At 45.1% G+C, this 21,950-nt stretch carries 22 protein-coding genes; 12 read left to right on the top strand and 10 right to left on the bottom strand.

Annotated features, from left to right (window positions below; all coding sequences use genetic code 11):
- Nucleotides 1–8 precede the first annotated feature (8 nt).
- The 6 genes from M1P97_RS20330 to M1P97_RS20305 form a co-directional block, all read right to left on the bottom strand.
- Nucleotides 9–419: an acyl-CoA thioesterase gene (locus M1P97_RS20330; RefSeq protein ID WP_249390045.1), complete on the bottom strand. Its 411-nt coding sequence runs from the start codon at nucleotides 417–419 to the stop codon at nucleotides 9–11.
- Nucleotides 420–1,682 (bottom strand): peptidase U32 family protein, encoded by a 1,263-nt coding sequence (locus M1P97_RS20325; protein WP_075559179.1) that lies wholly within the window; start codon nucleotides 1,680–1,682, stop codon nucleotides 420–422. It lies immediately after the preceding gene.
- Nucleotides 1,683–1,789: 107 nt separating this feature from the next.
- Nucleotides 1,790–2,986, bottom strand: coding sequence for a 6-bladed beta-propeller (locus M1P97_RS20320; protein WP_249390044.1), 1,197 nt, complete (start codon nucleotides 2,984–2,986; stop codon nucleotides 1,790–1,792).
- Nucleotides 2,987–3,051: 65 nt separating this feature from the next.
- On the bottom strand, nucleotides 3,052–4,284 hold the full coding sequence (locus M1P97_RS20315) for a hypothetical protein (protein WP_249390043.1): 1,233 nt from the start codon (nucleotides 4,282–4,284) through the stop codon (nucleotides 3,052–3,054).
- Nucleotides 4,285–4,613: 329 nt separating this feature from the next.
- Nucleotides 4,614–6,485: a M56 family metallopeptidase gene (locus M1P97_RS20310; RefSeq protein WP_249390042.1), complete on the bottom strand. Its 1,872-nt coding sequence runs from the start codon at nucleotides 6,483–6,485 to the stop codon at nucleotides 4,614–4,616.
- An 11-nt stretch (nucleotides 6,486–6,496) separates the two neighbouring features.
- Nucleotides 6,497–6,853, bottom strand: a complete 357-nt coding sequence (locus tag M1P97_RS20305; protein ID WP_075559183.1) for a BlaI/MecI/CopY family transcriptional regulator — start codon at nucleotides 6,851–6,853, stop codon at nucleotides 6,497–6,499.
- Between the two features lie 168 nt (nucleotides 6,854–7,021).
- Here M1P97_RS20305 and dusB point away from each other — a divergent pair, with 168 nt between their 5' ends.
- From dusB to M1P97_RS20280, 5 genes are all read left to right on the top strand, one after another.
- Nucleotides 7,022–8,011: a tRNA dihydrouridine synthase DusB gene (gene dusB, locus M1P97_RS20300; RefSeq protein ID WP_249390041.1), complete on the top strand. Its 990-nt coding sequence runs from the start codon at nucleotides 7,022–7,024 to the stop codon at nucleotides 8,009–8,011.
- A 315-nt stretch (nucleotides 8,012–8,326) separates the two neighbouring features.
- A complete protein-coding gene (locus M1P97_RS20295; protein ID WP_249390040.1) occupies nucleotides 8,327–9,139 on the top strand; it encodes a head GIN domain-containing protein in 813 nt (270 codons plus the stop codon).
- 30 nt (nucleotides 9,140–9,169) lie between these two features.
- Nucleotides 9,170–9,994 (top strand): head GIN domain-containing protein, encoded by an 825-nt coding sequence (locus M1P97_RS20290; RefSeq protein WP_249390039.1) that lies wholly within the window; start codon nucleotides 9,170–9,172, stop codon nucleotides 9,992–9,994.
- Nucleotides 9,995–10,221: 227 nt separating this feature from the next.
- The gene (locus tag M1P97_RS20285; protein ID WP_249390038.1) at nucleotides 10,222–11,007 is read left to right on the top strand and encodes a head GIN domain-containing protein; all 786 of its coding nucleotides are present in this window, start codon (nucleotides 10,222–10,224) and stop codon (nucleotides 11,005–11,007) included.
- A 9-nt stretch (nucleotides 11,008–11,016) separates the two neighbouring features.
- Nucleotides 11,017–11,820, top strand: a complete 804-nt coding sequence (locus M1P97_RS20280) for a GIN domain-containing protein (protein WP_195373179.1) — start codon at nucleotides 11,017–11,019, stop codon at nucleotides 11,818–11,820.
- A gap of 1 nt (nucleotide 11,821) precedes the next feature.
- Here the strand turns inward: M1P97_RS20280 and M1P97_RS20275 are convergent, their stop codons facing one another.
- From M1P97_RS20275 to M1P97_RS20260, 4 genes are read right to left on the bottom strand one after another with little or no spacing between them, the layout of a single operon-like run.
- A complete protein-coding gene (locus M1P97_RS20275) occupies nucleotides 11,822–12,829 on the bottom strand; it encodes an NAD-dependent epimerase/dehydratase family protein (RefSeq protein WP_195373178.1) in 1,008 nt (335 codons plus the stop codon).
- Between the two features lie 3 nt (nucleotides 12,830–12,832).
- Nucleotides 12,833–13,039 carry a hypothetical protein gene (locus M1P97_RS20270; protein WP_249390037.1) on the bottom strand — a complete coding sequence of 69 codons (207 nt, stop codon included), beginning with the start codon at nucleotides 13,037–13,039 and terminating at the stop codon, nucleotides 12,833–12,835.
- A gap of 12 nt (nucleotides 13,040–13,051) precedes the next feature.
- On the bottom strand, nucleotides 13,052–13,810 hold the full coding sequence (locus M1P97_RS20265; protein ID WP_195373176.1) for a metal ABC transporter ATP-binding protein: 759 nt from the start codon (nucleotides 13,808–13,810) through the stop codon (nucleotides 13,052–13,054).
- Complete coding sequence (locus tag M1P97_RS20260; protein WP_249390036.1) at nucleotides 13,794–14,720, bottom strand: metal ABC transporter solute-binding protein, Zn/Mn family; 927 nt, start codon at nucleotides 14,718–14,720, stop codon at nucleotides 13,794–13,796. The genes M1P97_RS20265 and M1P97_RS20260 overlap by 17 nt, the downstream gene beginning before the upstream one ends.
- Before the next feature lie 352 nt (nucleotides 14,721–15,072).
- Here M1P97_RS20260 and M1P97_RS20255 point away from each other — a divergent pair, with 352 nt between their 5' ends.
- The 7 genes from M1P97_RS20255 (at nucleotide 15,073) to ruvA (ending at nucleotide 21,935) form a co-directional block, all read left to right on the top strand.
- On the top strand, nucleotides 15,073–15,417 hold the full coding sequence (locus M1P97_RS20255) for a hypothetical protein (RefSeq protein WP_195373174.1): 345 nt from the start codon (nucleotides 15,073–15,075) through the stop codon (nucleotides 15,415–15,417).
- 5 nt (nucleotides 15,418–15,422) lie between these two features.
- Nucleotides 15,423–15,587, top strand: a complete 165-nt coding sequence (locus tag M1P97_RS20250) for a hypothetical protein (RefSeq protein ID WP_195373173.1) — start codon at nucleotides 15,423–15,425, stop codon at nucleotides 15,585–15,587.
- A gap of 51 nt (nucleotides 15,588–15,638) precedes the next feature.
- Nucleotides 15,639–17,543, top strand: a complete 1,905-nt coding sequence (dxs, locus tag M1P97_RS20245) for a 1-deoxy-D-xylulose-5-phosphate synthase (RefSeq protein ID WP_249390035.1) — start codon at nucleotides 15,639–15,641, stop codon at nucleotides 17,541–17,543.
- An 11-nt stretch (nucleotides 17,544–17,554) separates the two neighbouring features.
- Nucleotides 17,555–18,892, top strand: coding sequence for a Trk system potassium transporter TrkA (trkA, locus tag M1P97_RS20240; RefSeq protein WP_195373171.1), 1,338 nt, complete (start codon nucleotides 17,555–17,557; stop codon nucleotides 18,890–18,892).
- A 1-nt stretch (nucleotide 18,893) separates the two neighbouring features.
- Nucleotides 18,894–20,351, top strand: coding sequence for a TrkH family potassium uptake protein (locus tag M1P97_RS20235; protein ID WP_195373170.1), 1,458 nt, complete (start codon nucleotides 18,894–18,896; stop codon nucleotides 20,349–20,351).
- An 11-nt stretch (nucleotides 20,352–20,362) separates the two neighbouring features.
- Nucleotides 20,363–21,250: an SMP-30/gluconolactonase/LRE family protein gene (locus M1P97_RS20230; protein ID WP_249390034.1), complete on the top strand. Its 888-nt coding sequence runs from the start codon at nucleotides 20,363–20,365 to the stop codon at nucleotides 21,248–21,250.
- Between the two features lie 94 nt (nucleotides 21,251–21,344).
- Nucleotides 21,345–21,935, top strand: a complete 591-nt coding sequence (ruvA, locus tag M1P97_RS20225) for a Holliday junction branch migration protein RuvA (protein ID WP_249390033.1) — start codon at nucleotides 21,345–21,347, stop codon at nucleotides 21,933–21,935.
- Nucleotides 21,936–21,950 lie beyond the last annotated feature (15 nt).

The raw sequence follows: 21,950 nt of genomic DNA, 5'->3' as shown, positions 1-21,950 counted from the left end.
GATCTATATCATAGTTTATCTTGTATTCTTTTAAGCATTTCATCGAAGTATTCGCCCCGGGTCAGTTTTCCATCCTGTACAACGACTGATTCCACTTTTCCTTTCGTTGCCAGTACACCGTCGGAGGCCCGGTAAATATCCTGTTCAAAAACCAGTTTCACCCCTTTCTTATAAACATTCAGGCAGGAAATATAACTGTCGCCACTCTTTAAGGAAGTCTTGAAGTCGATATCCACATGGGAGACAAATCCATCGACACCTTTGTCGTGCATCGCACCGAAGTTTTCTCCCAGCGATTCAAGGAACTCATGACGGGTATGTTCCATATAATGCTGATAGTTGGCATTATTCACCACGCCTTGCAGGTCGCATTCATAGTCGCGCACCTTATCGGTCAGTTTAAAGATATACTCTTTCATTTATTTCAGTTCTTTGTTGTTATTATTTTCGGACACCATTTTATAGAGTCGGTCGGAAGGACGTACCTTCTCCGATACCTTGAAGGAGAAACGTTCGCCTTTGACTGTTTCCTCTACAGCTTGCAGGTCTACACGTATTTCGTCGATCGTCTGCATCACAGCTCCTGTTGTCGGACCGGTGATCAGGATCTCATCGCCTACCTTCAGCGTGCCCGATTCCATTTCGAATTCTGCCACGCCGATGCCGCTGAAATATTTAATACCTTTTGCCACATATACCTTTTTCTTTGTCGAACCGGAACCGTATTTGCTACTCCATTCGCCCAGGCGTTGTCCGAGGTAATAGCCATCCCAGAAACCGCGGTTGAAGACACTCTTCAGACGTTCGTCCCAAGCGGCGATCTTCTCTTCATCGTACGTCCCGCTACAATAAGCCTTAACGGCTTCCTTATAACATTCGGTGACGATGCGCACGTATTCGGGACCGCGGGCACGGCCTTCGATCTTGAATACACGAACGCCTGCATCCATCATCTTATTCATGAAATGGATCGTCTTCAGGTCTTTGGGCGACATGATGTACTGGTTCTCGATATCCAGTTCGATATTGCTGTCCTTATCCTTCACAGTATAACCACGACGGCAGATCTGCATGCAAGCCCCCCGGTTGGCAGAAGCATTCATTTCATGTAAACTTAAATAGCATTTGCCGGATACGGCCATGCACAGAGCACCGTGCGCAAACATTTCGATACGGATCAGTTCACCCCGTGGCCCGACGATCTGCTGTTCGACAATCTGCCGGTAGATTTCGGAAACCTGTGTAAGATTCAGTTCTCGGGCCAATACAACGACATCGGCAAACTGGGCGTAAAACTTCAGTGCCTCTACATTCGATATATTCAACTGGGTGGAAAGATGCACTTCCTGTCCGATCCGGTTCGCATAACTCATAGCAGCCACATCCGCAGCGATGATGGCAGAGACTTCAGCCGCCTTTGCAGCATCGATAATCTCACGCATTAATGCCAGGTCTTCCCCATAAATAACGGTATTGACGGTCAGATAACTTTTGATACCGTGTTCTTTACAAATGGAAACGATCTTACGCAAGTCGTCGGTGGTGAAATTGTTGGAAGAGCGCGAACGCATATTCAGTCCTTCAATACCGAAATAGATGGAGTCGGCTCCTCCCTGGATAGCTGCCATCAACGACTCGTACGAGCCGACCGGAGCCATTATTTCAAATTCTTTTTCGTTCAAAGCTGTTTGGTTTTAAATTAGAAACCACAAAGATACGGCTTTCTTCGCATACTTCTAAGATAAAAGGGATTAACTTTTAACTCGTTGCCGGATACATTTCTACCGGATCAACGCAGATGATAGATCGTAACCAACGGATTTGAATCTTCCGTTACCTCTTGCAACACCGGGTGTTTCTTCAAGTCCGGATATTTCTCTTTCAGATATTCAATCTCCACAGCCGTATTAAACTGTATCATCAGCTTTTTAGCCGGATAAGAGAAATAAGGCCAGACGGGAAGACCGCCATCCGTTTCATTACGGATACCAATACCGGTCAATGCCCTGTTATATTTGAATAGTTCCATGCCGTCGATAGTAGATGCTTCACGGCTCAACGCACCGGTCGCCTTATCCAGACTGTATAAAAAGAATTTAGATTGGTCGGAGCTTTGGAAGCATTTAACAAAATAAGAGCGGGGTGTTTCGAAGATATTGAAGATGCCGTATGTACCGTCGACAGACGCATTTCCGGTTTTAGACGAACGCATCTCTTTTTCCTCCGAAGCAGAATAACCGTTGTCGATAAGGAAAGCCGGCGAGATAGTCTTCGCATTCACGTTCCAAACAGTATCCGTCCCTTCCGAATAGCAAAACCAGCCATCCATACTTCCATTATATATCCATGCTTTCAGGCTCGTTTCTTCCAACGACATTAAATTCATATTTCCGATCGTCGGACGAAGCACGATCGTATCGTCCGTAGCCCAGTTAAAGATTCCCAGACTGAACATCCCCGGAACATTCAACGGGATATACATTCGTCCTAATTCAGCCATCGTGTTCGGACCAACGGAAAGTTGATAAGAATAAGGACGCAGGTTGGTTACTTTCTTGATAAACTCTCCATAAAAAGAGTAGAAAGAGGTGGAAAAGTATTCGCTGACACAGAAAAGGCGGTTCTCCTCGTCGATGGTAAGCGATATGATCTGCCCCGTCTCTCCCAGGCCGTTTCCGGTCTTTGCCACAGTACGAAGGTAATGCCCTTTGCGGTCGAACTGCAAAATACCATCCTGCCGGGTGGAATAGATAAATATGTATTCATCGGAAACACACATATCCAATATATTGGCGATCAAAGACTCGTCGGTCAGTTCCAGGGGAACGTATTCGATCAATTCTATTTCGTCTACTATTTCCACCTGCCCGGAAGCAAAACTTTTTGCCGTCAGATCGATCTGAAGTAATTCGCCGGAAGACTGTTTCGATCCGCATCCGGTAAAAATAAGAGTGGCTATTATAAGCCCGAACAATACCTTTTTCATACGCTTTTTTCAGACAAAAGTAGGAGAATGCCTCTTTTCACGGTTTCACATCAGTTCACATCTACTTAAAAATCACGAATAAAGGCATCGCAAAGCTCCGGTGTCCCCTTTTCTCCCGTCATTTTCTGGTAGAGTCGGACACGGCGCATCGAAATAGCCTGATTCGTACAACAAAGCAACATGGCTATTACTGAAGGGGGAACATCCATTTTGATCAGGCAACACATGCGCCACTCCTGTTCACTCAACTTCGGTATCTTCCTTTTCAGCCGTTCACGAAATTCGGGATAGGCACTGTTCACTGCCTGCAATAACTCTTCCCAATCTTTGGGGGCGGGTTTCCATTCTTCTTTTCTGTGGAAACGCTGATACACTTCGGATGATTGGAATTCGGCTTCAGACAATGCAACGATGGTCTTCCTCTTCCAGTAACGGAAATATCCCCAGATCCCGATACCGCAAAAGATCAACAGGGTGATCCAAAGGTAAATATATCCTTTTTGTGTTTTTTGGGCATTCGATAAACGGTTCTCCCACGTTCTCTGTTCCGAAGTAAAAAGGAGCTGGGCTATCTGGTTCTGCTCCTTTTCCTGTCGCAGGGTGGATAAATAATGGTAATAGTTTTTGCGATAGAAGTCTGCCTGCAAACTATCTCCACGACTTTCGGCAATTCGGGACAGAGAAATATATAAATGTGGATGGGAGGAAGGCACATGACTCAAATTGTTCCCGGCTTCTTCCAATCGGCCAAGAGAAATCTGCAGATCAGCCAGAGCCAGATAGAGTTCTGCTTTCACCTCTTCGGAGACTCCTTGTCCGAGTTCTGCTTTCAATAATATTTCGGCCTCTTCACTATTTCCTCTCTGTTGTAAAATCTTTGCCTGTCCGATCCGGTAACCGCCCATCTGATAGTAATAAAAGGCACTGTCTGCTTCTCCCGACAGCCTATAAACGTCACCCATATCCCGGTAAATCGCCATTCGTAACGAGTCACCGGTTATTTGTCCTGCGTAACACAAAGCTCTTTTCCCGCTTTGCAACGCCTCTTGTTTTAAAGATTGATTCCGGAAAATTCCTCCCATCCCCCGGTAAGCGAAAGAGAGAGCCACACTGTCTTCCTCCCTTTCAGCCAGACTGATTGCCTGCCGATATGTATCCAATGCCGGTAGGAATTGCAATCTGTCTCCATAGAAAGCAGCCTGCCGGAGAAGTTCCCGGGTAGTGACTACTTCTTTCCGTCCGCCGGAAGAGCAGGCTACAAGAAGATAAATGAAAAAGATTATTCCTGTTTTATACATTATCTATTGGTTCAAAATCTTTTTCGCTCAATACTGTTTGATTTTCAGATTAGAAGTAACAAAGATAAAACTTTCTTCTTATTCCCGGCATTCGGTATGATTACTTTTCATCCCTGCCTGTGTCCCCGCAATTTCCTCGGCAGGAAACTCCAGTTTCCCAGGAAGGGAACGCGCGTTTCTTCCACAGGAAATTCCAGTTCCCTGCGGAGGGAACTGTAGTTTCCAAAGCATGGAACTACGAGGAAACTGTAATCAATTGATAATAAAACGCTTAAGATAAAAAGAGGATATCCCTTAAAAGATATCCTCTCATACTATCCTTACTAAAATTACTTTCCAGCCCGATCCAGCACCTCCGGCACGATCATACTATCATAACCTTTTGTTGCCAAATGAGACTTTACGACAGCGAGATAACTCACCGGGACATTTTTTTGAGCCGGCTGAATTACAATATCCCTCACATGTTTTCCTATTTTCCCCAGAGCTTCATCAATCATTCCCAAACCTATGACCACCATATAATTCCTCTTATTCTTTTCAGAAGTATCATAGGACAACAAAGGCTTCCTTTCATTAAAGTAGGAAATCGAAAAAGCATAAGCCGTGTTGCCTTCTTCAGAGGATAACTCATAATAGAAAGGAGGTGAAGGGATGATTTCGCCATCCGTATTTTTATAATAGGTGAATAATTCCACTACTTCGCCTTTTGCATCTGCCAGATCCGCTTTACGCACGGCACCACGGACAGCACGGTTTCTCAACTTTACGTATTCGTCAAAGAATATCTTCTTTCCGTTTACAGTATAATAAGCAACGATCATCGACTGCTCTCTCAAGTCTCTTTTAAAGTTTTTAGGGTCGCCAATGTAGAAAAGGATAGGAACGTTTTCTACCCCCGCCTTTGCCTGTTGCTGCATGAAACCGTCTTTCACCACTTTCAGGATATTAGCCGCTGCTATCGGAGGAGCTCCTGCATCAATGTAAGAATAGAATGCTATCGGCTTATCTTTCGCAGAAGCAAATATATTCGTCAATTTCTCCGGCAGATTATCGACAGTAGCATACTTATTATTCAGAAGTATCTGCCCCAATGAGTTAACAAACAGATCCTGCCTGTCTGTCTTTTCATTCAGGAAACGAGACATGTACTCCTGCGAAGGGTTCTGTACATTCTCTTTTTCACTTATGTACTTATCCAGCTCTGTCCGGAAGAATTCCCTCACATCCTGCTGTTCGTTCGGAGGAGTTTCCTTATCTTTGCTTTGGATAAGCGTTTCCAACTGCCGGTTCACTTCCGGACGGGCAAAAGCATTGAGGACGATAAGTCCCACAGGGACCAGGAGCAATAGCTTCAAGCGGGCCCAATTCTTTGATTTACCTTTTAACATCATAGTAATACGTTTTTTAATTTTACTGTGATTGAAGCTGTTGGCAAGAGTGTAGAGGCTGGAGCCGACAGCTTTTTTCACGAGCAATAGTTGATATTTAGTTGCATCGATGCCTTGATTAAGCACGCCTTTATCGGCCTGATATTCGTGTATTTCCTTCAATTCCCTTTTCAGCAACCAGACAGCCGGATTAAACCAGTGAAGCAAAAGAATGATCTCCATAAAGATCAAGTCGATGGAATGACGATATTGAAGATGCATCTTCTCATGTGTCAGGATTTCATCCGGATACTTCATATAATCTTCTTCAGAAAGAATAATATATCTCCCCCAACTGAACGGGGAAACAGGAGATGAAAGCAAGATCAGTGTGTAGTTTCCACATTTCGTTTTATCTCCCTGACGGGTAATTTCCAGCATCTTACGGAAAGAGACCAGGGTTATCAACAGGCAGACGGCACAACCCAGAAGATAAGAAAGACCGATCAACTGTCCCCAGTCTATTGTATAAACCGGTTCCTCAGTAGAAATAACGCGTTCTTCACCATAGCCTTCAGGGAAAAATGTTTCGACCAGCGGAGCATTTCCGGCGATGATCTTTTCCAATCCGATAATCGGTTGCTGGATAAACAGAGGCTTTGATGTTTCGAGCTTTACAAAAGGCAACAACATACAGACCACTATCCCACCCAACAACACCCACCGGTTGAAACGGAAAAAGGTGTCATTACTGAGCAAAGCCTTGAACCCAAGGTAAAACAAGGTCAGGCAGATAGTAGATTTCAATATGTACAGAAGTAAAGCTCCCATAGTAAACGTTTTTACTTGTTCTTGATCTGTTGTATCAACTCCTGCAATTCATCGAGCGTCAAAGCTTCTTCCTCTATCAATGTAGAGACCACACGAGTATAAGAGTTGTCGAAATATTTATCGACCACCTGCTTCAGTGTCTTTTTCCTGTATTCGTCTTCCGAGACCAAAGCATAATACTGATGGGTATTTCCAAAGGCCTTGTAACCGATATATCCTTTCTCCTCCAAAGTACGGACAATAGTCGAAAGGGTATTGTAATGTGGCTTGGGCTCTTCCTGTAAGTCGAGCAATTCACGGACAAACAAAGGTCCTTTCGCCCAAAAGTAACCTAATATTTCTTCTTCTTTTGCAGTTAACCGTATCATAATCTGTCGTTTTAATAAAGGAATGCCCAAATATAACTATATTTTCCAGTAATACAACTACAATGCATAGTTAATCTACTATAATTCGTAGTAGACAGGAGATTGGACACCATTCTTTCATGAAACTTAATAGAAAAGCTGTACTTTTGTGGTCAATAATAAGAAGGTATGAAGATAGGCTCAATAGATTTAGGTGAACATCCGGTATTCCTGGCACCGATGGAAGATGTGACGGACATCTCTTTCCGTTTGATGTGTAAACGTTTCGGTGCAGACATGGTATATACGGAATTTGTATCGAGCGATGCACTGATCCGCAGCGTGAACAAGACACAGGAGAAACTGACCGTTGCCGAGGACGAACGACCGGTAGCTATACAGATATATGGTAAAGAAGTGGAAGCGATGGTGGAAGCAGCAAAGATATGCGAAGCCGCCCGCCCCGACATTCTCGATATCAACTTCGGCTGCCCGGTAAAGAAAGTGGCAGGCAAAGGAGCCGGAGCAGGTATGTTGCGGAATATTCCACTGATGCTGGAAATAACGCGCGAAGTGGTAAAAGCCGTCAACATCCCCGTAACAGTAAAAACCCGCCTGGGATGGGATGCCGATAATAAAATCATTGTCGACCTGGCCGAACAATTACAGGATTGCGGGATTGCCGCTCTCTCTATCCACGGACGCACCCGCGCACAGATGTACACCGGTGAAGCCGACTGGACACTGATCGGCGAGGTAAAAAACAATCCGCGCATGCATATCCCTATCATCGGGAATGGCGACGTAACTTCTGCCGAGGCCTGCAAACAGCGTTTCGACCAATACGGAGTGGATGGCGTCATGATCGGACGCGGTAGTATCGGCCGCCCCTGGATATTCCGCGAAGTAAAACATTACCTGACGAACGGAACGGCATTGCCCGACGAGAAATTCACCTGGTATCTGGATATCCTGAAACAACAGGTCATGCAAAGTGTGGAACGTCTCGACGAACGTCGTGGTATTTTACATATCCGACGTCATCTGGCAGCCACTCCTCTTTTCAAAGGAATTGCCGACTTTAAGCCGACACGCGTTGCCATGCTTCGCGCTGAAACAGTAGCCGAACTATTCAATATTATGGATTCCATTCCGGAAAAGTTTGGGATTATAGAATAAATCGGTCAAAAAATATAACTTTTGAATCATAAAGTGACAAATTTACAATAAATTGATACAATAGTATATTGCATATAATATATTTCCTCTTATATTTGCATTGAGTTTTTTTCATAGTATTTTAGATCTAAGGTTAACAAGTCTTTGCAAAGGAGGAATCGTGAGATTGCTTCGTTGGGAAGCAAAGAGACCGCATCCGTTGTAAATACGGGTTGCGGTTTTCTTTTTTATTTTTTTCTAAAAAAAGTTCTTCAGATATGCAACCGAAACCGGATTACGTTCGTCTTATAAAGAAAGAACTAAAAATAAAGACAGATGAAAACAAAAGTACTTCTTCTTATCGCCTGCCTCCTGACCACACTGGCGGGATCTGCCGTCACTGAAAAAACAGTAGATGGAAACGGGAATGTAATTACAAAAACGGTTTCAATCGACGATTATAACGAGATATCGACAGTAGGTGTCATGGAGTTTGTCTACGAACAATCGGATGCCGCTCCTTATCTGGAAGTCATGATCGATGAAAATCTCTATGAATTACTGGAGATAAAGGTTGATGGCAAAGAACTAAAAGTCAGTCCCAAAAGAATAAATAAAAACAGCCGCAACGGTAATACTTACAACCTGAATCCGACGACGTTCAAGGTGGTAACCAATTCGCGTGAAATAAAGGAACTGAACGTTGTTTCCTCCGGTAATTTCATTATATCCAGTCCGCTCAATATAAGCAAACTGGAAATCAATATGGCAGGCAGTGGAAACATTCTCCTGAAAAAGAAAGTGACAGGAAACAAAATGGAAATCAACCTGGCCAGTTCAGGCAGCATCGTCGCATCCGACATCAACCTGAATGGAGTTGAATGTAGCCTGGCAGGCAGTGGCTTCATTCAGATAGGAGGAAAGACCGAACAGGCAGAATACAATCTTGCCGCAAGCGGAAACATTAAAGCCTACGATTGCCAGTCAGGCAAAGTAGAGTGTAATATTGCCGGTAGTGGTAATATCCAGGCTTATGCTAAAAAACGACTGGAAGCCAATATCGTAGGCAGCGGAAACGTATATTACAAAGGTGATCCGACCACCAGTAAAAGTATCATCGGATCAGGCAAACTGAAAAAAGCGAACTAAAAGATAAACAAACTTAAAAGTATAAATATTATGAAAGCAATAGCATTAGCACTCATAGGATTAATGACTTTCGGCACCATAGCTTGTCATGCGAAGAAGGTAAAAGGAAACGGAAATATCATCACCAAGGAAATCCAGGTATCCGATTATAACGAGATCAAAGTAGGTCAAGGCATCGAAAGTGGCAACATGTCTTTCACAAAGAAAAACAAATCGCCCCGTTTCAACTACACCCAGCAATCGGGAAGTGCAAGTTTAAATATCACAATAGATGAAAACCTGCTTCCACTACTGAATATCAAGTCCGACGGAAACGTCCTGACTATTGGTACAGGAATGGGGACTCAAATCAATCCGACACAGTTGGAAATTAACAGCCACTCCAAAGAATTAAGAAAACTGGGTATTTCCGGAGGCATGGATTTCTTCCTGCAAAGCAAACTGACGGGAGATAACCTGGAAATAAATGCATCCGGGGCAAGCGACGTATACCTGGAAAACCCGGTTCGCATATCCAACCTGTGCAAGATAAGCCTGAGTGGAGCAAGCGACGTCAAAGCCAGTAACCTTGAATGCGACAAGATAGAATGCCGTTCTTCCGGATCGAGCGATATCAAAATGTCCGGAAAAGCCAACGACGGCGAATATCATTGCAGTGGCAGCAGCGATATCAAATCGTACGATTTCGTTGTGAAACGCCTGAAATGTTCTGCCAGCGGCAGTTCCGATATACTGACGAACGTGACCGAAAAACTGAATGCTTCCGCATCCGGCAGCAGCGACATCAAATACAAAGGCAATCCTGAAGTGAAAAAGAGCTCAAGCGGCTCAAGTGATATCGATCATGTGAACTAATACAATATAGGGAGAGTTGTAGTAGACCCGGAATTTCTTTTCATACAGGTATTTGTAGAAAAGAAATCTTCGGGTCGTTTTTATTGCTATAAAGACTATCTTACCATTTATTTCCTGAGAAAAGTCAATAAATGTAAGAATTATAAATTAAATTACCCCTATTTTTGTAACCGACCTCATTCAGGTCGCGTCTATATTAAGGAAAGGCAATACTAAACAATTAAATTATGAGAACAAAAGGGTTATTATCTATCATCATGTTATTGGGACTGTTATTTACAGTCCAGGCAGCCGATCATGTAAAAGGGAACGGTACTCTTACCACTAAGAAAATAAAGATCGACGATTACAATGCGATCAAAATTGATGGCGTTATCGACTTTAACTACGAACAATCGAATGCAGAGCCTTACATCGAGGTAACAGTCGATGAGAACCTGCATGAATTTGTAAACATAGATATAAAAGACCGGGAACTCTCCGTTGGTTTCAAAGGAGTCAAAGTAGACCATTATACCAAATTCATTATTAAGACCAACTCGAAATGGCTGAAAGAGGTAAAAGCGGCTGGAAATGCAAACTTTATGATCAATAGCACACTTACAGGGGATGAACTGAAAATCAAGGCGAACTCGAACTGCCTGGTTCAGTTGAAGGAGCTGGTTAAAATGGGTAAACTCGAACTGAATGTATCCGGAAGCGCCAATATGGTAGTCAACAACCTGCAAGCCGACAAATTGGAATGCAGCATCAACGGCTCCGGTACTATCAACCTGAAAAAAGGGACAGCCAAAGAAGGCGAATACAGCATCACCAGCAGTGGCGAGATCATGGCCTTTGGTGTAGATGTACCCGAACTGAGCTGTAAAATGACCGGTAACGGAACAATGGAAGTTCACCCGACCAACAATCTGAAAGCCAATATTGTCGGTAAGGGGAATATCCGTTACAAAGGCCCGACTGCCGTCCAGCAGAAAGTAATTGGAAAAGGTAGCGTAGAAGAAGTCAAATAATATAACGATATGAAAACAACACTCTATTTATCTGTACTGTCCGTCATCCTGTTATTCACTTCGGGATGTATCTTCATGCCGTCTGTCAAAGGCAACGGAAACGTAATTACCCAGACAATCGATATCACCGATTACGATGCGATTGAGGTACAAGGCACTTCAATCATATTCAATTATTCACAGCAGGAATCTGCTCCCGCTCTGACGGTAACGGTCGATCAAAATATTTACGATTTGTTTGAGTTCGGAACAAAAGACAACAAACTGGTTATCCGTCCAAAAGACCGTAGCCAAAAGTCGATCAGACTCCGTTCGACAGAGTTTACCATCACCACCAACTCTTCTTCATTGAAAAAAGCGGATATGGCCGGAATCGAAGTGTTTAATCTGAACGGCAAATTTGCGTCAAACGAGAAAGTGAAATTCAGAACGGCAGGCAATACGAAAATAGAGTTAAGAGATACAGTGACAGTCGACCAAATGGAGGTAAGTGTAGCCGGTAAAAGTACGCTAAACGCAGATGCCCTGTATGCAAGAGTGTTTAAAGGGGAGATAGCCGGAAAAGGCACATTCAACCTGAAAGGCGCAGGCGAAAAGGCCGAATTCGAGATTGCCGGCATGGGCAAAGTGCATGCCTTCGATTACGAACTCTCGACTTTATCGTGCGAGATAGCCGGAAAAGGCACGATCGAAACTTTTGCAAAGGACCAGCTCAACGTCGAGATTGCCGGCATGGGCACGGTAAAATATAAAGGGAACCCTTCCATCAGAGAGGATAGGGCAGGGTTAGGTTCCGTAAAGAAAGTAGATTAACCTACAACCACCCTTCTTTCCGGTACCATTCGATACTTTCCTCCAATCCTTTACGTAAAGGATACTCAGGAGTAAAACCAAGTTCATCCTGAAGCGGCGTAACATCACAAATCCAGTTGCGTTGCTTCAGGATGATATATTTATCGGTGTTAAGTGTCATACTCTTGTTCAGCAACTTACCGATCCATTCGGAACAATGGCAGGCCACATTGACCAGTCCCAACGGTATACGGGCATGTAACACCCGTTTCTTTCCGAGTATATCTTGTATCATCCGTGCAAACGATTCGTCGGTATATACATCCCCATCGGCCACAAAGTAATGGCGGTTACGAACGGCTTCATTCTCCAAAGCAAGGAAAGCCACAGTTGCCAGATCTTTAACATAAATAAAGGTGATACGCTGGGGAATAAAGCCTACGGCAAAATCAAAGCCTGACTTTACACTTTTGATCTCCATAAAATAATCTTTCTCACCGGGACCATATACACCGGTCGGACGCAGGATCACATAAGGGAAATGCGACTGGCTGCGCACATAGTTCTCCGCCACCAATTTACTCTTCCCATAAGCCGTATCGGGTTGCTGCGGATCATCCAGACAGATCGGGCGGAAAGTTGTTTCGTCTCCCTGTCCATAGCTACTCAGGCTGCTCATCAAAAGAAACTTTTTCGGCTTACACCCGGCAGCGGCCAGAGCTTCTATGAAGTGATGCGTATTTTCAGCGTTAATATGGAAGAAGTTCTTCTTATCCAACGTCTTGGTCAGGCCGGCATTATGGATCACATAATCCCAGGCACCCTGTTCGCGGACAAAATCCGTCAATTGGGCAGTCAACGCCTCCTGATTATTATATTTCAGGTCGATAAAACGTATCCGTTCATCCTGCAGGTTTTCACGGCTGCTTGTTGCACGTACACCCGCCCAGGTTTCATAGCCTCTGCGCAACGCTTCCTTCACCAGAAAACCTCCGATGAAACCGCTTGCTCCTGTAATCAATATCTTCATATATCAGTCTTTATTCTTCATATAATAAGTATAGTAGTACCACAACAAGCCGATCCAGTTGAGTACGACAATAATCAATATCCAGACAACCTTCTGTCCCCGGCTGATAAAAGGGTTCTGTGAAACCGCCTTACAACCAAACAGAATTACTGCGATGCCAACGATAACGCCGATTTCCGGCAATGAGATTAAACAAAGTGGGTGTAACATGGAAAAAGAAAATTAATGTTCGTGTGTTTTCAATACCCGGTGCGGCAGGTTACCGTGTCCGATCAGTTCAATCGGGCAGGCATATTTCTCACCCAACCACTCTTCGGTGACATCTACGCCGGAATGATAATGCGATGTTTCGTTTACGCAAGCTATATTCTTTACCATTGCCAGAACCGTACCGATATCGTGCGAAACAAGAATGATCGCACTCTCCTTGTTGATCTCCTCCAACAGTTTGTAGAAACGCGACTCAAATCGTTTGTCGACATACGAATTAGGTTCGTCCAAGATTAATAACTGGGGACGGGAAACAATGGAACGCCCCAACAGAACGCGTTGCAGCTGTCCACCGGACAATTCACCGATCGATCGGGTGTAAAGCTCTTCGAGCCCCATTTGCCGGATCACCTCGTCGATACGTAATTTCTGGGCTCCCGTGTACGAACGGAAACGGGGCTTTTCGGCGGCTAGTCCGGAAGCGACCACCTCCCATACCGAGATCGGAAATTTCCGGTCGATATTATTCAACTGGGGAAGATAACCGATACGCAGAGAAGATACAGCTACACCATCCTGATAAAAACGGATAGAACCGGATACCGGCTGAAGCAATCCGAGGATCACCTTCAATAGTGTTGTCTTTCCACCGCCGTTCGGTCCGATAATCCCGAGAAAGTCGTCCTTCCATACGGTCAGGGAGACATCCTTCAAGACGACCTTGCTGCCGTAGGCGGCTGTTATTTTGTCTATTTCAATGAGTTTGTCCATCTGCCAATGCTTTTGCAATATGAATCATTTCTTTCGACCAGTCATAAGCCAACGGATTAATCACAGTCAGTTTACATCCGGTCTCCTTGGCTATCAGTTCCGCATTCTTCTGATCGAATTCCTGCTGGATAAAGACTACACGGGCGTTGTTCTCGCGGGCTGTTTCCACCAACATCTTCAGTTGGGCGGGCGAAGGCTCTTTGCCATCCATTTCGATACACAACTGTATCAGGTTGAATTCGTCGGCAAAATAGGTCAAGGCCGGATGATAGATGATAAAAGTACGGTCGGTCAGCGGATCGAGCAGTTGCTTGATCTCCGTTTCCGTTTTATCTATTTCATCCACTAATTCATTATAATTCTTCCAGAAGTATTCCGTATTATCGGGATCTAATGCGATAAAAGCATTCAGCGTGTTCCAGGCTACGACTTTAGCACCGACGATGGAACTCCAGATATGCGGGTCCACTCCACCATGATGATGGTGGTGATGGGCGTCCTCTGCGGCATGGGCATCGTGGTCGTGACCGGCATGATCATGCGCATGGGCATCTTCTTCCGTATCGGTCAGCAACTTCATTCCTTCGGAAGTATCGAATATCTCCAGCTTCGGATTATTCTCACGGATCTTATCCATCCAGGCCTGTTCGAAACCGATAGGGCCGATACGCAGGTAAGCGATACTTTTCCCGACCTGTATCATTTGCTGGGGAGTGGGATCGTATGTTTCCGGACTTTGCCCGGCAGGAACCACACAGTTTATCTTGAATTTATCCCCGGCAATCTTCTCGGCAAAATAGCGTTGGGGTTCGATCGTTACGGTTACTATATTCCCTTCCGTCGGCTTATTTACACAGGCTGTCAACAGGAGAATAGAGAGAAAAGTGATTATTATACTCGTTTGTTTCATACTGATTATCACTGCAATTATATATCGGAATCGTTTATTTATCCCAAGTTCACAAAGGTAGTAATTTTTTTAACACAGCTACTGGAGTGCAAAAAGATAAACAATCAGAGAAGGAGGATGGTTTACGGGGTATTTGTGGAATTCCCCGGAAGGATAGGGAATATTTCCCCATATCTTCCACCGGGTTTGTTTTTCATCTTGCGGACAGAATGGGATATCAGACGGATAAGCAACAAGTTTACAGCACATTACTTTTCCACGCATCCTCACACTTGCATTTTGGCACGGATATTGCGTAATATAGGGCAATAGGTAAATTTAGGTTTTAGGTTTTTAAGGTAAAAAAGAAAGTATGAAAAAGATTATTTTAATGGCAATGATTGCCGTAAGCGCCGTATGCACATCACAGATCCAGGCTCAGAACACACCGGGTAACGATGCACAAACAGAGAATACAGATAAGTTTTATGAAATCGACATCACAGAAATCCCCCAGATCTTACAGGAGGGAGTGAACAAAGCGTATCAGGATTGCCTGATCAAGTCGGTTTATGTTTCAAACAACAGTACATTCGTAAAATACAAGGTAGTATTGATGACCCGTGAACAGAAAGAAATGAAAGTTTATTTCGACGACAAAGGGAATGTCGTGAAGGAACACGGTTATTTCGAAAGTTCTTCTTCCTTGAACAAATAATGAAAATGACTGCCGCAGTTACTAAAAATGGCTGCGGCAACTACCAGGAAATAGCCGCAACACCCACCGGAAATGACTCGGACAGCCACACCAAACAACTGCAGCACCCACAGATAAAGACACTACAGCCCTCCCGTTTTAACCATTATGCTAAAGAAATGCCCCGTTAAAACTATTTTATGTGCCGTTAATTCTTTACATTTGCCACAAAATTAGCAGATATGACAGAGAGCAAGGATGAACACATATTGAACGTCATTAACTATCCGGAGGATTTACGAGAGTTGCCCCAGGAAAAGTTGGGGGAAGTATGTGCAGAGTTGCGTCAATACATAATAGATATACTTTCTGAAAATCCCGGACACCTGGGTGCAAGCCTGGGAACGGTGGAACTGACCGTTGCCCTTCACTACGTATTCAACACCCCATACGACCGGATTGTCTGGGACGTAGGCCATCAGGCATACGGACATAAAATTCTGACCGGACGCAGGGAGGCATTCCATACACTTCGTAAATTTAAAGGCATCAGCGGCTTCCCAAACCCGGAAGAAAGTCCCTATGACGCATTTATTGCAGGCCATGCCTCCAACTCGATCTCGGCAGCCATGGGTATGTCGGTCGCCTCAGCGCTGAAAGAAGAAAAGAACCGCCACGTAATCGCTGTAATAGGCGACGGAGCCATGACGGGAGGACTCGCTTTCGAAGGGCTGAACAATGCCTCGGCTAACCCCAACAACCTGCTGATCATCCTCAACGACAACGATATGGCTATCGACAACTGTGTGGGAGGACTAAGCCAGTATCTGGTAGATATCACAACCAGCCAGGCATACAACAAAATGCGTTACGACGTGTATCGCGGCCTGAAAAAGATGAAGCTGATAAACAACGACCGCCGGGGGAATATCATCCGCTTCAATAATAGCCTGAAGGCATTGCTTACACAGCAACACAACCTGTTTGAGGGTTTCAGTATCCGTTACTTCGGTCCGGTGGACGGACATGACGTAAACTACATGATCAAGTTGCTGAACGATATAAAAGACCTGCAAGGTCCTAAGTTATTACATATTAAAACAAAGAAAGGCAAAGGTTTCAAACCTGCGGAAGAGTCGGCCACCGAATGGCATGCTCCCGGCAAGTTTAACAAGGAAACCGGAGAACGCATCATTATACACAATCTGGATGAACCGCAACTGTATCAGGATGTATTCGGACATACGCTGGTAGAACTGGCCGAACAAGACGAACGGATCGTGGGAATTACCCCCGCCATGCCGACAGGCAGTTCGATGATCCATATGATGAAAGCATTCCCCAAACGCGCATTCGACGTCGGGATTGCGGAAGGACATTCAGTGACCTTCTCCGCCGGACTGGCCAAAGAAGGGATGATCCCTTTCTGTAATGTATACTCGTCGTTTATGCAACGTGCATACGACAACCTGATCCATGATGTGGCACTGCAAAAGCTGCATATGGTGATCTGCCTCGACCGCGCCGGACTGGTAGGTGAAGACGGAGCCACACATCACGGAATGTTCGACCTCGCTTACCTCCGCCCCATCCCGAACCTGACCATCGCCTCCCCTCTCAATGAACTGGATCTGAGAAACCTGATGTACACCGGATATAAAGAAGCTCCGGGAACATTTGTGATCCGTTATCCGCGAGGTAAGGGAGAAATGAGGGATTGGCGAAATAAGATGCAGGTACTGCCCATCGGCAAAGGAAAAAAATTGAACGAAGGAGACGACATAGCTATTCTGACCTTGGGTCCGATCGGAAACGAAGTTATAAAAGCCATCAGTGAAATGAAGGGTGAAGGCATATCGGTTGCCCACTACGACATGATTTATCTGAAGCCGATCGACGAAGAGTTATTACATGAAGTAGGCAAAAAGTTCAAACGCATCATCACCGTAGAAAACGGAGTGGTGAAAGGCGGTTTTGGCACTGCCGTACTTGAATTCATGGCAGATAACGGATATACTCCGCGGGTGAAACGCATCGGTATACCCGACTCATTCATTGAACACGGATCAATCCCCGAATTATACAAGCTATGCGGCCTGAATGCCGGCAGTATCGCGGAAGAGATCAGAAAGATGATGAACGATTAATTAGTAACAACATGAAAATTATTATTGCCGGGGCAGGCGAAGTGGGTACGCATCTCGCAAAGATGTTATCGCAGGAACAACAGGATATCATCCTGATGGACCCGAGTGAGGAGCGATTGAATTTCACGAACTCCAACATGGAGATCCTCCCGATGGTAGGGAACCCTACTTCAATCCGTGATCTGGAAGAAGCCGGAATAAAAAAGACAGATCTGTTCGTCAGCGTTACACCTGAAGAGACAACGAATATCGCAGCCAGCATCCTCGCCTCCAAGCTCGGAGCACGCAAAACACTGGCCCGCATCAATAATTACGAATATCTTTTGCCCAAGAATAAAGAACTGTTCGAAAAGCTGGGTATCCATTCGATGATCTATCCGGAGATGCTTGCAGCCAAGGAAATTGTAAATGCCGTACGCCGTCCGTGGACACGCCAGTATTGGGAACTGTTTGGAGGAGCTCTGATCCTGATCGGAGTAAAGGTTCGTGAAAACTCACGGCTGGTAAACAGGCAACTGGCCGAGTTGCTGAACGAACAGAAGCTCTACCATATCGTTGCCATCAAACGGCAATACGAGACGATCATCCCGCGGGGTACCGACTATGTCTTACCGGGAGATATCGTATTCTTTACCACAACGAAAGAGCATATCAAAGACGTGCAGATACATGCCGGCAAAAAGGACCCGGAAGTAAAGAAGATATTTATCATGGGAGGAAGCCGCATCGCTATCCGTACCAGCCAGTATCTGCCGAATAATATACGTGTCAAAATACTGGAAACCAACAAAGAGAAAAGTCACCGCATAGCGGAAGTAGTACCCAGCAACGTATTGATAATTAACGGCGATGGACGCGACACGGAACTGCTTATCCAAGAAGGTATCAAAGATGCACAGGCCTTTGTCGCTCTGACAGACAACTCGAGCACGAACATACTGGCCTGTCTGGCAGCAAAGCGTTTCGGTGTATTCAAAACGGTCGCCAAAATCGAAAATATCGACTATATCCCACTGGCGGAAAATATGGATATCGGTTCGGTTATCAATAAGAAACTGATAGCAGCCAGCCATATCTACCAGTTCCTATTGGATGCCGACGTGTCGAACGTGAAGTTCCTGACATTCGCCAACGCCGATGTGGCAGAGTTGGTGGCACGTCCAGACTCGAAAATCACGCGTAAACAGGTAAAAGACCTGCGTCTGCCGAAAGACCTGACACTGGGAGGACTGATACGAGACGGAGAACCGATGATGATCAAAGGTGATACTCAAATACAAGCTTACGACCACGTAGTTGTTTTCTGCCTGGAAACAGCCATGCGTAAACTGGAAGATTATTTTAATTAGTATGTTACTGAATGTACGTTTCATAATAAAAATGCTGGGGATGATGTGCATCCTCGAGACACTGTTCATGCTGATGGCGGCAGTCGTTGCATTCCTCTACAAAGGGAACGACCTGTATCCTTTATTGCTTTCCTGTGGAATCCTGTTCGGGACGGGTGTAACACTCTATGCAATCGGTTTCCGTGCCAACGAATATTCTGCCGGACGACGGGAGGGGATGCTTACCGTAACATTCACCTGGATACTTTTCTCTTTATTCGGCATGCTTCCTTTCTATCTGGGAGGATATATAGACAATGTGACGGATGCATTTTTTGAAACGATGTCGGGGTTTACCACCACCGGTTCTACCATACTGACTGATATAGAAGCGTTACCGAAAGGTGTCCTGTTCTGGCGAAGTCTTACGCAGTGGCAGGGAGGTATCGGTATGATCGTATTTACAGTAGCCCTGATGCCTATTCTGGGCGGAGGAGCGACCCAGCTGTTCAATGCGGAAACCCCTGGAATAACACACGAGCGGTTCCGTCCGCGTGTTACCCAGGTAGCCAAACGGCTCTGGGGTGTTTATTTATTCCTTACTCTCCTATTGATCGGCCTGTTATGGATAGGCCCCATGGATTTATACGATGCAGTGAACCATGCCTTGACTGCAATCTCTACCGGGGGATATTCAACCAAAAACAGCAGTATCGCTTACTGGGATTCGGCTTACATAGAATATGTCATCTCCATATTCATGTTTATCGGAGCAACCAATATGACATTGATCTATTTTTGCTTCAACGGAAATGTGAAAAAACTGTTCCACGATGAAGAGTTTCGCTGGTTTTTCTGGTTTGTAGCAATTATGATCGCTGTTTCTACAGCCTGGGTAATGTACCAGGGGTTTGCTACCGACTTTTTATCGGCGTTCAGGAAAGCCTCGTTCCAGGTAGTGACCTTAGTCTCCACCTGTGGATTTGCTACAGAGAACTACATTCCCTGGGGACCGTTCTTCTGGATGATAGCCTTGATCCTGATGTTTATATGCGGTTGTGCCGGTTCTACCTGTGGGGGATTAAAAATAGGGCGGTTCGCCATCCTTTCCAAAAACCTCTTCAATGAGTTCAAGAAACAAACTCATCCCCATGCCATTATTCCGGTGCGGATGGATACACATATCGTATCCGGTGAAGTGGTACACCGTGTACTGGCTTTTGCCGTTGCCTATATGCTCCTTATTGTGGTAAGTTGTATCGTCCTGATGCTTGACGGACTGGGGTTTGAGGAGTCGATCGGAGCTGCCGTTTCAGCCATAAGCAACGTGGGACCGGGACTCGGAAAGCTGGGGCCGGTCGATAACTTCTCTGAAGTCCCTGTCGTATCCAAGTGGTTCCTTTCATTCCTGATGATGACAGGCCGTCTGGAAATATTTACCGTATTGACTTTACTCGTTCCCGGATTCTGGAAACAATAAAATAACAGATCATGAAAACACCTGTAATATTCCTCTATATTATTAGTTGCCTGTGCAGCACACTGATAGCCACCTCACAAGTAACCTCCCAACGGGAGACGACCGACCTGTTGCCCGAAGGCACTTTCACGAACGGGATAGAAGGCCCAGCCACCGACAAAGCCGGAAACCTCTATGCCGTGAATTACGCTAAAGAAGGGACGATCGGCATTGTGTATCCGGACGGATCGCACGAATGCTTCGTGACACTACCGGAAGGTTCCACAGGCAACGGTATCCGATTCAATAAAGAAGGGAATATGCTGGTTGCCGATTATACCGGGCACAATATCCTGAAGGTAGATATGAAAACCAAAGAAATCAGCGTATATGCCCATGAATCGAAGATGAACCAACCCAACGACATCACCCTGGCCCCCAACGGAAATTTGTACGCCAGCGATCCGGACTGGCCCAACAAAAAAGGACAGCTCTGGTTGATCACACCCGATGGAAAAGTGAGTCTTTTGGAAGATAATATGGGAACGACCAACGGCATCGACGTAAGCCCCGACGGAAAGAAGCTATATGTCAACGAGTCTGCTCAGCTGAAGGTCTGGGCCTATGATATCAAACCGGACGGGACGCTCAAAAATAAAAAGCTTTTCCACACCTTTGAAGACTTCGGGATGGACGGTATCCGCTGTGATGTGAAAGGGAACTTATACCTCTGCCGTTATGATAAAGGGACCGTTGCCATCATCAACCCGAAAGGCAAATTGATTCGTGAAATACAACTAAAAGGCAAAAAACCTTCGAACATAACCTTCGGAGGTTCGGATAATCGACGCTGCTACATCACTCTTCAGGATCGCGGTTGTTTCGAAACCTTCACTGCAGAATACCCCGGAAGAGAATAATTATTCACGTTATTGAAGATTTCTTTAGGTCTGATATACGCTTTTGCTTAATTTTGCGTTATAATAGGTACGAATTACTAAGATGTAACACAAAATGATAGAATATATTAAGGGGGATATCGTAGAGCTGACTCCTACACAAATGATAATTGAGTGTGCCGGGATTGGCTATCAACTTAACATATCTCTGACTACATACAGCGCATTCAACGGGAAACCTTCCGGGAAAATTTACGTATATGAGGTTATACGTGAAGATGCCCACCTATTATTCGGATTTGCCCTGAAAGCAGAACGTGAGTTGTTCTTGCTGTTGACTTCCGTATCCGGAGTCGGTCCAAATACAGCCCGCATGATCTTATCATCACTTCCCCCTTCCGAACTGATACAGGTGATCGCCACCAAAAATGAAACGGCACTCACCTCGGTGAAAGGTATCGGACAAAAAACAGCCCAACGCATCCTGGTCGACCTGAAAAACAAGGTAAAAGTCGGAGATATGGTCGTTGGTGAAACAGCTGCTCCGGTGCCTGGTCATGGTGCAGTCGCAGAAGAAGCGGTTGCCGCCCTGGTTATGTTGGGATTCCAAAAGGCAGCTTCACAAAAGGCTGTAAGCTCGATACTGAAAAGTTCGCCTATGTTGGCAGTGGAACAAGTGATTAAAAGCGCGCTCAGAATGCTTTGATAGTTGACAGTTGAG

Origin of the sequence: Parabacteroides leei (assembly GCF_023369805.1) — a bacterium.
GTDB classification, from domain to species: domain Bacteria; phylum Bacteroidota; class Bacteroidia; order Bacteroidales; family Tannerellaceae; genus Parabacteroides; species Parabacteroides leei.
Note: the sequence above shows the minus strand (reverse complement) of the source record. Positions and strands in the feature narration are given on the sequence as shown.

What these genes read in the sequence shown, in the direction of transcription:
- M1P97_RS20330 (WP_249390045.1), bottom strand. Translation starts at nt 419, where the DNA reads ATGAAAGAGTATATCTTTAAACTGACCGATAAGGTGCGCGACTATGAA.
- M1P97_RS20320 (WP_249390044.1), bottom strand. Translation starts at nt 2,986, where the DNA reads ATGAAAAAGGTATTGTTCGGGCTTATAATAGCCACTCTTATTTTTACC.
- M1P97_RS20315 (WP_249390043.1), bottom strand. Translation starts at nt 4,284, where the DNA reads ATGTATAAAACAGGAATAATCTTTTTCATTTATCTTCTTGTAGCCTGC.
- M1P97_RS20310 (WP_249390042.1), bottom strand. Translation starts at nt 6,485, where the DNA reads ATGGGAGCTTTACTTCTGTACATATTGAAATCTACTATCTGCCTGACC.
- M1P97_RS20305 (WP_075559183.1), bottom strand. Translation starts at nt 6,853, where the DNA reads ATGATACGGTTAACTGCAAAAGAAGAAGAAATATTAGGTTACTTTTGG.
- dusB (WP_249390041.1), top strand. Translation starts at nt 7,022, where the DNA reads ATGAAGATAGGCTCAATAGATTTAGGTGAACATCCGGTATTCCTGGCA.
- M1P97_RS20295 (WP_249390040.1), top strand. Translation starts at nt 8,327, where the DNA reads ATGAAAACAAAAGTACTTCTTCTTATCGCCTGCCTCCTGACCACACTG.
- M1P97_RS20290 (WP_249390039.1), top strand. Translation starts at nt 9,170, where the DNA reads ATGAAAGCAATAGCATTAGCACTCATAGGATTAATGACTTTCGGCACC.
- M1P97_RS20285 (WP_249390038.1), top strand. Translation starts at nt 10,222, where the DNA reads ATGAGAACAAAAGGGTTATTATCTATCATCATGTTATTGGGACTGTTA.
- M1P97_RS20280 (WP_195373179.1), top strand. Translation starts at nt 11,017, where the DNA reads ATGAAAACAACACTCTATTTATCTGTACTGTCCGTCATCCTGTTATTC.
- M1P97_RS20275 (WP_195373178.1), bottom strand. Translation starts at nt 12,829, where the DNA reads ATGAAGATATTGATTACAGGAGCAAGCGGTTTCATCGGAGGTTTTCTG.
- M1P97_RS20270 (WP_249390037.1), bottom strand. Translation starts at nt 13,039, where the DNA reads ATGTTACACCCACTTTGTTTAATCTCATTGCCGGAAATCGGCGTTATC.
- M1P97_RS20265 (WP_195373176.1), bottom strand. Translation starts at nt 13,810, where the DNA reads ATGGACAAACTCATTGAAATAGACAAAATAACAGCCGCCTACGGCAGC.
- M1P97_RS20260 (WP_249390036.1), bottom strand. Translation starts at nt 14,720, where the DNA reads ATGAAACAAACGAGTATAATAATCACTTTTCTCTCTATTCTCCTGTTG.
- M1P97_RS20255 (WP_195373174.1), top strand. Translation starts at nt 15,073, where the DNA reads ATGAAAAAGATTATTTTAATGGCAATGATTGCCGTAAGCGCCGTATGC.
- M1P97_RS20250 (WP_195373173.1), top strand. Translation starts at nt 15,423, where the DNA reads ATGACTGCCGCAGTTACTAAAAATGGCTGCGGCAACTACCAGGAAATA.
- dxs (WP_249390035.1), top strand. Translation starts at nt 15,639, where the DNA reads ATGACAGAGAGCAAGGATGAACACATATTGAACGTCATTAACTATCCG.
- trkA (WP_195373171.1), top strand. Translation starts at nt 17,555, where the DNA reads ATGAAAATTATTATTGCCGGGGCAGGCGAAGTGGGTACGCATCTCGCA.
- M1P97_RS20235 (WP_195373170.1), top strand. Translation starts at nt 18,894, where the DNA reads ATGTTACTGAATGTACGTTTCATAATAAAAATGCTGGGGATGATGTGC.
- M1P97_RS20230 (WP_249390034.1), top strand. Translation starts at nt 20,363, where the DNA reads ATGAAAACACCTGTAATATTCCTCTATATTATTAGTTGCCTGTGCAGC.
- ruvA (WP_249390033.1), top strand. Translation starts at nt 21,345, where the DNA reads ATGATAGAATATATTAAGGGGGATATCGTAGAGCTGACTCCTACACAA.